Genomic DNA, 13,567 nt, shown 5'->3' with positions numbered 1-13,567 from the left:
CCAACCTACGGCGGGATGCGGTGCCGCGTCGATCACCCGTGGTCGGGCGGGTTTCCTCAGTGCGCGAAGTGGCGCGCCCCGGTCAGATAGAGGGTGACGCCCGCGGCCTCGGCGGCGGCGGTCACCTCCTCGTCGCGGACCGAGCCGCCCGGGTGCACGATAGCCCGGACTCCGGCGTCGGCGAGGGTTTGCAGGCCGTCGGGGAATGGGAAGAACGCGTCGGAGGCGGCGACCGCGCCGGCCACCCGCTGCCCGCCGCGCTCGACGGCGAGCCGGGCCGCGTCCACCCGGTTGACCTGTCCCATGCCCACGCCGACGGTGGCGCCGTCGGCGGCGATCACGATCGCGTTGGACTTCACCGACCGGCAGGTGCGCCAGGCGAACACCAGGTCGGCGCGGGTGGTGTCGTCGGCGGCCGCGCCGGCGGCCAGCGTCCAATTCGCCGGGTCGTCGCCGGCGTCGGTGAGGTCGTCGCGCTGCTGGACCAGCAGTCCGCCGCTGATCTGGCGCCACTCGGCGCCGCCGCGCAGCGGCTCGGAGACCACCAGCACGCGGATGTTCTTCTTGCGGGCCAGCACCTCCACCGCACCGGGCTCATAAGCCGGGGCGACGATGACCTCGGTGAAGATGGTCGAGACGTATTCCGCCATCTCGACGCTGACCGCGGTGTTGGCGGCGATGACGCCGCCGAAGGCGCTCAGCGGGTCGCAGTCGTGGGCTTTGCGGTGGGCGTCGGCCACCGAGGTCGACGAGACCGCGATCCCGCACGGGTTGGCGTGCTTGATGATCGCCACGCAGGTCTGCTCATGGTCGAACGCGGCACGCCAGGCGGCGTCGGCGTCGGTGTAGTTGTTGTAGGACATCTCCTTGCCGTGCAGCTGGTCGGCCTGGGCCAGGCCGGGCCAGGCGCCGGCGTCGGCGTACAGCGCCGCCTGCTGGTGCGGGTTCTCCCCGTAGCGCAGCACCGCGGAGCGGTGCCACGTCCCGGCCACCCAGTCGGGCATGAGGCCGCGGTCCGGGTCGGGGCTCAGGGTGGACTCCATCCAGCTGGCCACCGCCACGTCGTATTCGGCGGTGTGCCGGAAGGCCAGAGCCGCCAACCGCTTCCGTTCGGTGAGGGTGAAGCCGCCGGCGTTGACCGCGCTCAGTACCCCGTCGTAGCCGAGGGGGGAGACCACGACCGCCACGCTGGGGTGGTTCTTCGCGGCGGCCCGCACCATCGACGGGCCGCCGATGTCGATCTGCTCGACGCACTCGTCGACCTCGGCTCCGGAGTCGACGGTCTCGCCGAACGGGTACAGGTTGACCACGACCAGTTCGAAGGCGGCGATCCCCAGGTCGGCGAGGGCGGCGACGTGGTCGGGCTTGCGCAGGTCGGCCAGCAGCCCGGCGTGCACCCGGGGATGCAGGGTCTTGACCCGGCCGTCGAGCACCTCGGGGAAGCCGGTCATCCGCTCCACCGGGGTGACGGGAATGCCTTTCTCGGCAATGGTTTTCGCTGTGGAACCGGTGGAGACGATCTCCACGCCCGCGTCGTGCAGGCCCTGGGCCAGGTCCACCAGCCCGGTCTTGTCGTAGACGCTGATCAGTGCACGCCGGATCGGTGTCCGTGACGAGGCCGCGTTCTCCACCGTCTCCCCGCTCATCCCATCGTCGCCTTTCGTCCGGTCCAGGTCACGCCGCCGGTCGCCAGCGCGGCCAGCACCTCGGTCAGCAGTCGCCGCTCCACCACCTTGATGCGTTCGTGCAGGCTGTCCTCGTCGTCGTCGTCGAACACCGTAACGGGTTGCTGGGCCAGGATCGGCCCGGTGTCGGTGCCCGCGTCGACCAGGTGCACGGTGCAGCCGGTGACCTTCACCCCGTGGGTCAGCGCATCGGCGACGGCGTGAGCGCCCGCGAAGGCGGGCAGCAGCGCCGGGTGGGTGTTGACGGTGCGGCCGAGGAATTCGGAGAGGAAGTGCGGGCCAAGGATTTTCATGAATCCTGCCGAGACCACCAGGTCGGGGTGGTGGGCGGCGGTGGCCGCGGTGATCGCCGCGTCCCAGGCGGCCCGGTCTGGGTGGTCGGCGAGCCGGACTGTGAACGTCGGTATTCCGGCGGCTTCGGCGACCTGCACGGCCCGGCAGTCGCGGTCCACGCCGACCGCGACCACCCGGGCGGGGTAGTCGTCGACCGCGGCGGCCAGCAGCGCCTCCAGCAGCGATCCGGTTCCCGACGCCAGCACCACCAGCCGGGCCGGCGCGCTGGGAGGCACACGGATCGGCTGCTGCACGGGTTCAGCCTAGTCGGCCGTCGCGGTCCGGATCCGGCGGGACGCCCCGGTCGGCGGGGGTGCCGTCGGGGTACATGTCGTCGGTGAACATCTCGTCCTCGGGGTCGCCGAAATCCTCCCGCGGGCCGGCGGCGACCGGCGGGCCGGCTGGTTGCGGGTCGGCCGGCTGCGGGTCGGCCGGTTCCGGGTCAACCGGGGCGGGCTGCTCGGGCTCGTCCGGCAGCTCGGGTGCGGCGTCCCACCCGGCGGCGGGTTCGGCGTGCTCGGGGTCGGGTTCGGGTTCGGGTGCCGGTGCGGCCGGTTGCGGTCGCGGCCTGGGCCGCAGCCGGATCCCGCCGGCCACCACGACGGTGGCCAGCCCGACCACGCCGAACCAGAACAGCACCGCCAACGCCATCGCGGTCTCGTCGACGCCGACGGCGCCGAAGTTGCCCAGCTGACCGCCCGCCGCGTAGCCCAGCAGCATCATCGTCGCGGCGGACAGCACCACCGCGACCAGCAGCTGCGCCAGCGCCGCACCGGGCGGCAGGATTCGGCGGGCGCACTGCTGCCCGAGCGCGACCCCGGCGGTGGCACCGATGATCAGCAGCGCCACCCAGACGGGGCCGAGCGGCGGGCTGGGCGCGGCCGCCAGGATCGGCAGCGCCGGGATGTCGCCGCCGAACACGGTGAAGGAACTGAACGTCGCGAAGCCCACATGGGCGCTCGAGCCGACCGCCACCGCCGCGGTCCCGACGATCACGTTGGGGACGTAGAGCACCGCGAGGGCGGTGAGGCTGAGCTGACCGAACAGCGAATCGGTGATGGCGTAGAGCTCGTGCATCGTCGACCAGTGCACGACCAGCGAGATGGTGGTGACGACGCCGGAGAGCCCGAGCAGGGTCAGCACACCGGCGGTGGCGCCGCGCACCGAGCCGGACACCCAGGCCGGCAGGCGGGCGGCGTCGAGCACTCGGCGGCCGACCTGCGAGCCCATCCCGATCGCGGCGCCGATCGTGTGCACCACCAGCACGCTGGCGAAGGCCCGCAGCGCGTTGGGGGTCTGCAGTTCGGTGATCACCGACGCGGCGTCGTGAATCACCGCCAGCGCAATTGCGGCGATGAGCAGCGGGCCACCCACCGCCGACGCCGCGATCCAGCGGGTGACCAGCCACGACGCCTGCGGGGAGGTGGCCTGTGCGGTGGTGCGCGCCACCCCCCAGATCATCAGCGCCGTCGGCAGCAGCGGAAGCACACCGAGTTGGCTGCCGCCGATGGTGATCGGCACCAGGTGCACGCCGAGCCACATGCTGGCGATCGCTCCCAGCGCGCCGGTCATGTCACTGTTGGCGATCAGCAGCTGAAGCAGTGTGATCGCGGCGATGACGACCAGCGCCACCAGCGCCGGGCCGAACGCCACCCGCACCAGGTCACGGGCCTGGCGGGCACCGACCGGTGGTCGCTGCGGCACCGGCCTCACCGTGCGCGCGGGGAGCTCACGGCGGTGCGCACGCTACCGGTCAGGACGGGGTCGGCCCGGAGCCCGACGAGGGGCTCTCGGAACCACCGCTGTCCGGGCCGTTCCCGGTGCCGCCGCTGCCGGACGAGGAGCCGTAGCTCGGGAAGCCGGTCGGCGGGGTCGACGCGTGCTGGCCCGGCTGCGCGCTCGCGCCGTAGCCGCCGGACTGCGACGGGTAGGAGGAGTGCACCACGGTGTGCTGGTCGGCAAGGCCGCCCTGCTGCTGCGGCGACTGACCGAACGGGCCGGGCTGACCGGGCTGTCCCGGCTGACCGGGCTGACCGGGCTGTCCCGGCTGACCGTAGTAGCCGCCGACCGCGGGCCCGTACTGGCCGTACGGCGCGTACTGCCCGTAGTTGGGGCGCGGCGCCGGGGCGCTGATCACGCCGGCGTCGAGCAGCAGCGCCGCCACCGCGGCCGCCGCCTGCAGCAGCGTCAGGACGAGCACCAGCCACATGCCCCAGCCGACGGTGGTGCCGTCGGCCTTGTTGACGACGTCGGAGACGATCATCAGCAACCCGGCCACCGACAGCACGGCCACGACCGCAGCGTAGTTCTTGGCCTTGGGCAGCAGCGCGACACCGGCCAGCAGCCCGGCTGCCAGCACGACCAGGATCTCCAGGCCGGCCCCGGAGGTGATGCTGATGCCCGAGTACGGGCCCTCGATGTTGAACAGCGGACCGAAGCTGGCCAGGTAGGCCAGCAGGCCGAGCGCGGCGACGGCGGCACCGAGGATCAGCGGGAGCTTGGTCTCACCGGCGGCGGGGGTACCGAAGCCGGCGGACGGGGAAGCCGGGGCCGGGCTTCCGTAGGCGCCAGGAGGCTGCGCGGGCGGGTAGCCGGGGTTGCCGGGCGGGTAAGTCATGGTCTCTCCTGTGGTTGACGTACCGTGACGGCGCCGCAGCACCGCGACGCGATCCGGTGTCCCACGCTAGCGCACGCCGGGGCATCCGCGGCACAGCAACCGGGGTGTCCCGCCGATCCCGGTGCCGCGGTGCACACTTGCCACGCCGACAGGAACACGTTCTAATTCGAGCCATGGATTACGGGCTTGTGTTGTTCACCAGTGACCGCGGCATCACCCCGGCGGCAGCGGCCAAACTCGCCGAGGACCACGGTTTCGCCACCTTCTACGTGCCGGAGCACACTCACATCCCGGTCAAGCGGCAGGCCGCCCACCCGACCACCGGGGACGAGTCGCTGCCCGACGACCGCTACATGCGCACCCTCGACCCGTGGGTGAGCCTGGCCACCGCGTCGGCCGTCACCTCCACGATCCGGCTGTCGACGGCGGTGGCGCTGCCGGTGGAGCACGATCCGATCTCGCTGGCCAAAACCATCGCCACCCTCGACCATCTCTCCGGCGGCCGGGTCAGCGTCGGCGTCGGGTTCGGCTGGAACACCGACGAACTCGCCGATCACGGGGTCCCGCCCGGCCGGCGGCGCACCATGTTGCGCGAGTACCTCGAGGCGATGCGGGCGCTGTGGACCCAGGAGGAAGCCGAATACGCCGGCGAGTTCGTCAACTTCGGCCCGAGTTGGGCGTGGCCGAAGCCGGTGCAACAGCACGTGCCGGTGCTGGTCGGTGCGGCCGGGACCGAGAAGAACTTCAAGTGGATCACCCGCAGCGCCGACGGCTGGATCACCACCCCGCGCGACTTCGACATCGACGCCCCGGTGAAGCTGCTGCAGGACACCTGGGCGGCCGGCGGTCGCGAGGGGGCGCCGCAGATCGTGGCGCTGGACTTCAAGCCCGACGCCGAGAAGTTGGCCCGCTGGAAGGACCTGGGGGTCACCGAGGTGCTGTTCGGACTGCCGGATCGCAGCGCGGCGGAGGTGGCCGGCTACGTGGAGCGGCTGGCCGGCAAGCTGGCCGCCGGCTAGCCCGCTCCGGCCAGGCTGAACCGGTTGCCGTAGTCCAGGGCGCGGACGGTGATCGGCGCGCCCAGCGGATCACCGTCGGAGAGCAGCGCCACCGCGTCGTCGTCTTCGCTGGTGGCCAGGAACCGGCTGTCGTCGGGCAGTCGGCCGATGACGATTCCGGTGCGGGTCGGCCAGTCGTAGCGGACGCTGTAGGTCTCGATCGTCGCCGGTCCGGCGGCGGTCTCGGTGACCGCAACGGTCGGCTCCGCGTCGGCGGCGCGCTGCAACTCGGCGCTGCGCCCGGGCCGCCACGGTGTCGGTGTCGTGGCGTAGACCCCCACCGAGTACTTGCTCATCATGCCGCCGTTGGCGCCGACGAGCAGGAACCGTCCCGGGTCGGTGCGGGCCGCGGCGACCGCCTCGGCGATCGCGTGCATCGAGTAGTTGTTGCCCGCCCCGCCGAAGAACGGCAGCCCACCGGTCAGGGTGAGCCCGCGCGGGTCGTCGGCGGCCAGGCCGAAGGCGTCGGTGATGTTGAAGACCGGGACCGGGAAGCAGCTGTACAGGTCGAGCCCGCCCACCTCGTCGAGCCCGATGCCGGCCATCGCGAGAGCCTCGGTGACCGCGGTGATCGCCGCGGGGCTGCGGCTGAGGTCGGGTCGGGCCAGCAGTTGCTGCTCGCGCAGGTCGGCGTGGCCGTGCAGGAACACCCACCGGTCCTCGGGGACGCCGAGCCGGCGGGCGGCCGCCACCGACATCAGCAGCGTGGCCGCCCCCTGGTTCACCTGGTCGCGGGCCACCAGCAGGCGTGGGTAGGGGTCGCAGATCATCCGGTTGTCGGTGCTGATCGTGGTCAGCTCGTCGACGCTGCGCCGCACCGGCGCCGCGGACAGCGGGTTGGCCGCGGCGACCGCGGTGAACGGCGCGAACAACTCGCCCATCGACTGCAGGTAGGCGGCCGGGCTGAGCCCCAGCCGGGCCCGGCGGGCGTTCTCCAGCAGCCCGTACTGCACCGGCGCGCCGGTCAGGCCGTGGCTGACCGTGTAGCGGTCGACGAACTCCTCCAAGCCGAACCCGCGGTCCTCGAGCTGGCCGTCGACGTTCTCGGTGAAGTCGGGCTTGTCCTCGGCGTCACGGAAGTGGCGGGTGGTGGAGGTGGCGTCGGATCCGCAGAGCAGCACCACGTCGGCCGCGCCGGCGGCGATGCCCGCCGCGAACTCACTGACCAGTTGCTGAGGTCCCTGCCCGCCGACCTTGTCCAGCACCGCCCGCGCCGGGTCGGCACCCAGCCGGCGGGTGACCGACCGGGGGAAGTTGTTCGACTTCCCCAACGGCGCCGGGGCCTGCGGGATCGAGTTCTCGAACTGCCGGGTGGCGACGACGGTGTCGATCGCCGCCGTGATCGCCGCGGGGTCGCCACCGCAGTCGACCGTCGCCGCCCGGGCGGCGGCCGCGGCCAACTCGACCGGTGACATCGCCCGGTAGCCCGGGTCATCGATGCGTTCGGCGGCCTGGCCCACCCCGACGACGAGCGGCGTGCGCGGGTCGATGCTCATGACCGGACGCGACGCGTTACAGGCTCTGCAGGATCTGCCGCGCCAACTCGGCGGTCTCCGAGGGGGTCTTGCCGACCTTCACCCCGGCGGCCTCCAGCGCCTCCTGCTTGGCGGCCGCCGTGCCCGACGAGCCGGACACGATCGCCCCGGCGTGACCCATGGTCTTGCCCTCCGGTGCGGTGAAGCCGGCGACGTAGCCGACCACCGGCTTGGAGACGTTGGCCTTGATGTAGTCGGCGGCGCGCTCCTCGGCGTCCCCGCCGATCTCACCGATCATCACGATCACCTTGGTGGCGGGGTCCTTCTCGAAGGCCTCGATCGCGTCGATGTGGGTGGTGCCGATGACCGGGTCACCGCCGATACCCACCGCGGTGGAGAACCCGAAATCGCGCAGCTCGTACATCATCTGGTAGGTCAGGGTGCCCGACTTGGAGACCAGCCCGACCGGCCCGGAGCCGGTGATGTCGGCCGGGGTGATGCCGACCAGGCACTCTCCGGGGGTGATGATGCCCGGGCAGTTGGGGCCGACGATGCGGGTCTTGTTGCCCTTGTCGGTGTTGTAGGCCCACGCGTAAGCGGTGTCCTGCACCGGGATGCCCTCGGTGATGACCACCAGCAGCGGGATCTCGGCGTCGATGGCCTCGATCATCGCGTCCTTGGAGAACTTCGGCGGCACGAACGCGATCGAGACGTCGGCGCCGGTCTTCTCCATGGCCTCGGCGACGCTGCCGAACACCGGCAGTTCGATGTCCTTGCCGTCACGGTCCTTGTGCGCCACGGTGGTGCCGGCCTTGCGGGCGTTGACCCCGCCGACGATCTGGGTGCCCGCCGCCAGCATCCGGGCGGTGTGCTTGGTGGCCTCGCTACCGGTGATGCCCTGAACGATGACCTTGCTGTCCTTGTTGACGAAGATCGACATCGACTACGCGTCCTTTCCGGAGAAGGCCAGTTCGGCGGCCTTGGCGGCGGCTTCGTCCATCGTGCCCACCAGGGACACCAGCGGATGGTTGGCCTCGGTGAGGATCCGGCGGCCCTCGTCGACATTGTTGCCGTCGAGACGGACGACCAGCGGCTTGCTGGCGGCGTCGCCGAGGATCTCCAGCGCCTTGACGATGCCGGTCGCCACCGCGTCGCAGGCGGTGATCCCGCCGAACACGTTGACGAACACGCTCTTGACCTGCTGGTCACCGAGGATGACGTCGAGCCCGGCGGCCATCACCTCCGCGGAGGCGCCCCCGCCGATGTCGAGGAAGTTGGCCGGCTTCACCCCGCCGTGCTTCTCCCCGGCGTAGGCGGTGACGTCGAGGGTCGACATGACCAGCCCGGCGCCGTTGCCGATGATGCCGACCTCGCCGTCGAGCTTGACGTAGTTGAGGTCGTGCTCCTTGGCCTTGAGCTCCAGCGGGTCGGTGGCGTCACGGTCCTCGAACTCGGCGTGGCCGGGCTGCCGGAAGTCGGCGTTGGCGTCCAGGGTGACCTTGCCGTCCAGCGCCAGGATCTGGTCGTCGGGGGTGCGCACCAGCGGGTTGACCTCCACCAGGGTGGCGTCCTCGGCGACGAAGACCTCCCACAGCTTCTGGATCGTGACCGCGGCCGCGTCGAGCACCTCGGCGGGCAGGTGGCCCTGCTCGGCGATCGAGCGGGCGAACGCCAGGTCCACACCCTTGACCGCGTCGACGGGCACCTTGGCCAGCCGGTCGGGCTTGGTGGCGGCGACCTCTTCGATCTCCACGCCGCCCTCGACCGAGCACATCGCCAGGTAGGTCCGGTTGGCCCGGTCCAGCAGGAAGGAGATGTAGTACTCCTCGGCGATGTCGCTGGCCTCGGCGACCAGGAGCTTCTTGACGACGTGGCCCTTGATGTCCAGTCCGAGGATGTTCTGCGCGTGGGTCAGGGCGTCCTCGGGGGTGGCGGCGTATTTGACGCCGCCGGCCTTACCCCGGCCGCCGGTCTTGACCTGCGCCTTGACCATCACCGGGCGGCCGATCTCCTCGGCGATCGCCTTGGCGTCCTCGGCCGAGTCGGTCACCCGCCCCGGGGTGGTGGGCACGTTGTGCTTGGCGAACAGTTCCTTCGCCTGGTACTCGAATAGATCCATGGCCTCACTCTTGTACTGGCTGGCTGACGTCGACGGCTCCAGAGGGTCAGGCCCGAGGGAACTCGCCCGCAGGGAACTGTAGCGACCCGGCCGGCGGGTTCCCGCGTCGGCTCCCGGCGCTGTGGTGCATCTCACCTCGACCGTGTGGTGAACATCACCCGGGAATCAAACGTGATACCCGCCACATTCGGCGGCGGGTGTCGGCCCGGGCTTGCCAGCGTCACATCCGCGTCGCTACTCTCTCCTGGGCTTGAGATAACGGTATGGTTACAGACCAGAGGGAAGTTTCCGGGTGACGCAGCATCGCAGCGAGCAGTCTGCTTTTTCAGAGGCTTCGCGGCGGTTGCGCGACCGGTTTTCCGCTCCCGTCGGCAACGATGTGACCGACATCATCCCGATCGACGAGTTCCTTGAGGGCCTGGAGGCGCTCGCCGAACGTGAGTTCCGCTCCGCGGACGCCGCCGTTCCCGAAGACGCCGTCCTGGCGGAAGCCCGACCCGACGTTCCCGCCTGCGATGCCACGGCCGAGGACCCGGACGCCACCGAGGTGCTCGAGGCCCCCGAACTCGACGACCTGCACAGCGCCGAAGACCCGTCCCCGCTGGAGCTGACCGTCGGTGACGTCGCCGCGAACCACCGCCGGGCCCAGCACCGCAAGGCCGCCGCCGGGGCGGTGCGCGGCCGGGTCCTCATCGGCGCCATGGCCATCGGTGCGGTGGCCGCCGCCGCGCACAGCACCACCGGCCAGACCGACGAGTCCACCTCGCAGCAGCCGATGCTGGTCGCCGAGCAGGCCCCGCTGGCCCGCACCGCCGACGCGCCCGCGCCGCGCGGCATGCAGGTCATCACCGTCAAGCCGGCCGCCAGCTTCGCCGCGCACGACGAGGAGTTCGCCAAGGGTGTCGCCTACGCCCAGGAGCGCGCCGAACGCGAAGCCCGGCTGCAGCGGCCACTGTTCGTGGCGCCGACCACCGGGATCTTCACCTCCAGCTTCGGCTACCGGTGGGGTTCGCTGCACGCCGGCATCGACATCGCCAACTCGATCGGCACGCCGATTCTGGCTGCCTCCGACGGTGTGGTCATCGAGGCCGGGCCGGCCGCCGGGTACGGCGCCCTGGTCAAGGTGCGCCACAGCGACGGCACCGTCACCCTCTACGGCCACGTCAACACCTGGACGGTCAGCGTCGGCGAGCGGGTGATGGCCGGCGACCAGATCGCCACCATGGGCAACCGGGGTTTCTCCACCGGGCCGCACTGCCACTTCGAGGTGCTGCTCAACGGCACCAGCCGGGTGGACCCGCTGCCGTGGCTGGCCCAGCGCGGCATCAACATCGGCAACTTCGCCGGCTGACCCGGCCCCGGCCGCCCGGCGGACCGATCCGGCGACTACGCCCCTCCCCCACCTCCTGCTAGCGTCAACAAGATGGACCCTGACCCACCCTCGGCCAGCAGCCGAACCGCGCTGCTGGCCGGCTGGCTGAGCATCCTCACGGGTGCGTTCCTTCTGTTCAGCAGCCTTCTGCTGCTGGCCTTCCAACTGCTCTGGATATTGCTGCCGGTGTCGATGAACGAGTCGGCCGGCCCCCTGCCGATCGGCGCGCTGGTGCTGCTGGCCGCCTCCGCGCTGGCCTGCTGCCTGCTCGTCGGCGGGATCCTGCTGCTGCGCCGGCATGCGACCGGGCTGTGGATCATCGTGGGGGCCAACGTGGTCGCGATCGCCGCGAGCGTGTTCGCGGTGCTCGCCGACCCGATGCGCTCCCGCGACGTGGCGCTGCTGGTGGTGCCCGCCACGATCACCGTGCTGGCGTTGATGCCCTCCACCCGGTCCTGGCTGCACCCGAGCCTCTCGCGGCGCTGAGCGCCGGCGGCTACAGCTTGGTGATCGGGGCGTGGTTGTGCATCAGCTTGACCCGCCCGGCACTGCCGAAGTCGATCAGCGACATCGCCGACTCGCCCACCCCGGAGACCTCCTCGACACGGCCCAGCCCGTACTTGTCGTGGGTGACCCGGTCGCCGGGTTGCAATGCCAGCGGCGGGCGCCGGTTGGCGGGCCGCGCCGGCGCCGCCCTGCGCTCGTGGCCGAAGCCGCTGACCGGCGCGCTGAACGCCGGTGCGGTGTCCAGGCGGCGCCAGTCGATGAGGTCGGCCGGGATCTCCTGCAGGAACCGGGATTCGGGGTTGAGCATCGGCTGGCCCCAGGACGAGCGGATCTTGGCCCGGCTGACATACAGCCGCTGCCGGGCCCGGGTGATCCCGACGTAGGCCAGCCGTCGCTCCTCGGCGAGTTCGGCGACGTCACCCAGAGCCCGCATGTGCGGGAACATGCCGTCCTCCCAGCCGGTGACGAATACCACCGGGAACTCAAGGCCTTTGGCGGTGTGCAGCGTCATCAGCGTGACCATTCCGGAGTCGTGTTCCGGGATGTCGTCGGTGTCGCTGACCAGTGAGACCCGTTCCAGGAACTCGGCGAGCTCCCCGGTCTCCGGGACGTCGCCCTCGGCGCCGGCCTCGGCATCGGCGGCGCCCTCCTCGTCGGCCAGCGCCGACCGGTTCTCCCGGTCTGTGCTGAATTCGTGTGCGACACTGACCAGTTCGTTGAGGTTGTCCAGCCGGGCCAGGTCCTGCGGATCGTGGGAGGACTCCAGTTCCGCGCGGTAGCCGGTGCGTTCCAGCACCGCTTCCACCAGTTCACCCAACCCCTCATCGAGGCCGGATCGCAGCCCGTCGAGCAACTCGACGAAGCCGCTGATCGCTTTCACCGCACGGGTGTTGAGCAGCGGCACCGCGCCGTCGGCGGCGGCCCGCAACGCCTCACCGAAGCCGACACCGGTGTTCTCCGCGTGCACCGCCACGCACGCCTCGGCGCGCTCCCCGATGCCGCGGCGCGGGGTGTTGAGGATGCGCCGCAGGCTGACGGTGTCGGCCGGGTTGTCCAGCACCCGCAGGTACGCGACGAGGTCGCGGATCTCCTTGCGCTCGTAGAACCGCACCCCCCCGACCACCTTGTAGGGGATGCCGGTGCGGATGAACACCTCCTCCAACGCGCGGGAGGCGTTGTTGGTGCGGTAGAACACCGCGACGTCGTTGTAGGTGATGTCCCCGCCGTCGGCCAGCGCGTCGATCTCGGCGGCCACGAATCGGGCTTCGTCGTGCTCGTTGTCGGCGACGTAGCCGACGATCGGTTCGCCCTCGCCGGCGTCGGTCCACAGCCGCTTCTCCCGACGCCCCGCGTTGCGGGCGATCACCGCGTTGGCCGCCGACAGGATGGTCTGGGTGGAGCGGTAGTTCTGCTCCAGCAGGATCGTGGTGGCGTCGGGGTAGTCGCGTTCGAAGTCCTCGATGTTGCGGATCGTGGCACCGCGGAAGGCGTAGATCGACTGGTCGGCGTCGCCGACCACGCACAGCTCGGCCGGCGGGATGTCCTGCTGTTCGCCGTGCCCGGTGAGTTCGCGCACCAGCACGTACTGGGCGTGGTTGGTGTCCTGGTACTCGTCGACCAGGATGTGGCGGAACCGGCGCCGGTAGTGCTGGGCGACCTGCGGGAAGGCCTGCAGCAGCCCGACGGTCTCGCCGATCAGGTCGTCGAAGTCCAGCGCGTTGGCCGCCCGCAGCCGCCGCTGGTACTCGGCGTAGACCCCGGCCACGGTGCGGGCCAGGTCGTCGGAGTCCTCGGTGAGATCGCTCAGCGCCCGGTCCGGGTCGATCAGCTCGTTCTTCAGGTTCGAGATGGCGTTGGCCAGCAGCCGCGGGGTGTACCGCTTGACGTCCAGGCCGATGTCCCGGGCGACCATCAGCAGCAGCCGCCGGGAGTCGTCGGCGTCGTAGATGGAGAAGTTGGAGTTCAGCCCCGGCAGGAGCGCGGCCTGGCTGCGCAGGATGCGCACGCAGGTGGAGTGGAAGGTCGACACCCACATCGACAGGGCCCGCGGCCCGATCAGGTCCACCACCCGCTCGCGCATCTCGGCGGCGGCCTTGTTGGTGAACGTGATCGCCAGGACCTGCCCGACCCCGACGTCGCGGGCGGCCAGCAGGTAGGCGATCCGTCGGGTCAGCACCGCCGTCTTGCCCGACCCGGCACCGGCGACGATCAGCAGCGGGGTGCCCTCGTGCAGCACCGCCCGCCGTTGCTGCGGGTTGAGCGCCTCCAGCAGGGCGGCGGGCCCGGAGGCCGGGTGGAGTCCTGGGTCGGCGTGCACACTCATGTCCAGACCAACCTACCGCCGCCGGTGGACAGGTTTTGCGCTGGCACAGCCCGGGTGGCACACTCGATTCGTGCTCGA

At 71.2% G+C, this 13,567-nt stretch carries 11 protein-coding genes; 3 read left to right on the top strand and 8 right to left on the bottom strand.

Annotated elements, in window-relative coordinates; translation table 11 throughout:
* Nucleotides 1-56: 56 nt before the first annotated feature.
* The 4 genes from purH to AWC30_RS07420 are packed head-to-tail and all read right to left on the bottom strand — an operon-like array spanning nt 57 to nt 4,635.
* Complete coding sequence (gene purH, locus AWC30_RS07435; protein WP_085109560.1) at nt 57-1,646, bottom strand: bifunctional phosphoribosylaminoimidazolecarboxamide formyltransferase/IMP cyclohydrolase; 1,590 nt, start codon at nt 1,644-1,646, stop codon at nt 57-59.
* Nucleotides 1,643-2,272, bottom strand: a complete 630-nt coding sequence (purN, locus tag AWC30_RS07430; RefSeq protein ID WP_085109559.1) for a phosphoribosylglycinamide formyltransferase — start codon at nt 2,270-2,272, stop codon at nt 1,643-1,645. Before purN ends, purH begins: the two co-directional genes overlap by 4 nt.
* A gap of 4 nt (nt 2,273-2,276) precedes the next feature.
* Nucleotides 2,277-3,722: a cell division protein PerM gene (locus AWC30_RS07425; RefSeq protein WP_085109558.1), complete on the bottom strand. Its 1,446-nt coding sequence runs from the start codon at nt 3,720-3,722 to the stop codon at nt 2,277-2,279.
* 49 nt (nt 3,723-3,771) lie between these two features.
* Nucleotides 3,772-4,635: a DUF5336 domain-containing protein gene (locus tag AWC30_RS07420; protein ID WP_085109557.1), complete on the bottom strand. Its 864-nt coding sequence runs from the start codon at nt 4,633-4,635 to the stop codon at nt 3,772-3,774.
* Nucleotides 4,636-4,808: 173 nt separating this feature from the next.
* Between AWC30_RS07420 and AWC30_RS07415 the strand changes: the two genes are divergently transcribed.
* The gene (locus AWC30_RS07415; RefSeq protein ID WP_085109556.1) at nt 4,809-5,654 is read left to right on the top strand and encodes an LLM class F420-dependent oxidoreductase; all 846 of its coding nucleotides are present in this window, start codon (nt 4,809-4,811) and stop codon (nt 5,652-5,654) included.
* Here the strand turns inward: AWC30_RS07415 and AWC30_RS07410 are convergent.
* From AWC30_RS07410 to sucC, 3 genes are read right to left on the bottom strand one after another with little or no spacing between them, the layout of a single operon-like run.
* Complete coding sequence (locus AWC30_RS07410) at nt 5,651-7,189, bottom strand: acetyl-CoA acetyltransferase (RefSeq protein ID WP_085109555.1); 1,539 nt, start codon at nt 7,187-7,189, stop codon at nt 5,651-5,653. The two genes, AWC30_RS07415 and AWC30_RS07410, sit on opposite strands and share 4 nt — an antisense overlap.
* A gap of 16 nt (nt 7,190-7,205) precedes the next feature.
* Complete coding sequence (gene sucD, locus AWC30_RS07405; RefSeq protein ID WP_085109554.1) at nt 7,206-8,108, bottom strand: succinate--CoA ligase subunit alpha; 903 nt, start codon at nt 8,106-8,108, stop codon at nt 7,206-7,208.
* Nucleotides 8,109-8,111: 3 nt separating this feature from the next.
* A complete protein-coding gene (sucC, locus tag AWC30_RS07400; protein WP_085109553.1) occupies nt 8,112-9,287 on the bottom strand; it encodes an ADP-forming succinate--CoA ligase subunit beta in 1,176 nt (391 codons plus the stop codon).
* Nucleotides 9,288-9,579: 292 nt separating this feature from the next.
* On the opposite strand from sucC, the gene AWC30_RS07395 reads away from it, so the two are divergent.
* Together AWC30_RS07395 and AWC30_RS07390 are read left to right on the top strand one after the other, a co-directional pair.
* A complete protein-coding gene (locus AWC30_RS07395; protein WP_085109552.1) occupies nt 9,580-10,638 on the top strand; it encodes a M23 family metallopeptidase in 1,059 nt (352 codons plus the stop codon).
* A 72-nt stretch (nt 10,639-10,710) separates the two neighbouring features.
* A complete protein-coding gene (locus tag AWC30_RS07390; RefSeq protein ID WP_085109551.1) occupies nt 10,711-11,145 on the top strand; it encodes a hypothetical protein in 435 nt (144 codons plus the stop codon).
* A gap of 10 nt (nt 11,146-11,155) precedes the next feature.
* On the opposite strand, the gene pcrA is transcribed toward AWC30_RS07390, so the two are convergent.
* The gene (gene pcrA / locus AWC30_RS07385; RefSeq protein WP_085109550.1) at nt 11,156-13,489 is read right to left on the bottom strand and encodes a DNA helicase PcrA; all 2,334 of its coding nucleotides are present in this window, start codon (nt 13,487-13,489) and stop codon (nt 11,156-11,158) included.
* Between the last annotated feature and the right edge of the window lie 78 nt (nt 13,490-13,567).

The organism is Mycolicibacillus trivialis, from assembly GCF_002102395.1.
Classification (GTDB): Bacteria; Actinomycetota; Actinomycetes; order Mycobacteriales; family Mycobacteriaceae; genus Mycobacterium; species Mycobacterium triviale.
This window is presented reverse-complemented; position numbering and strand designations above follow the sequence as displayed.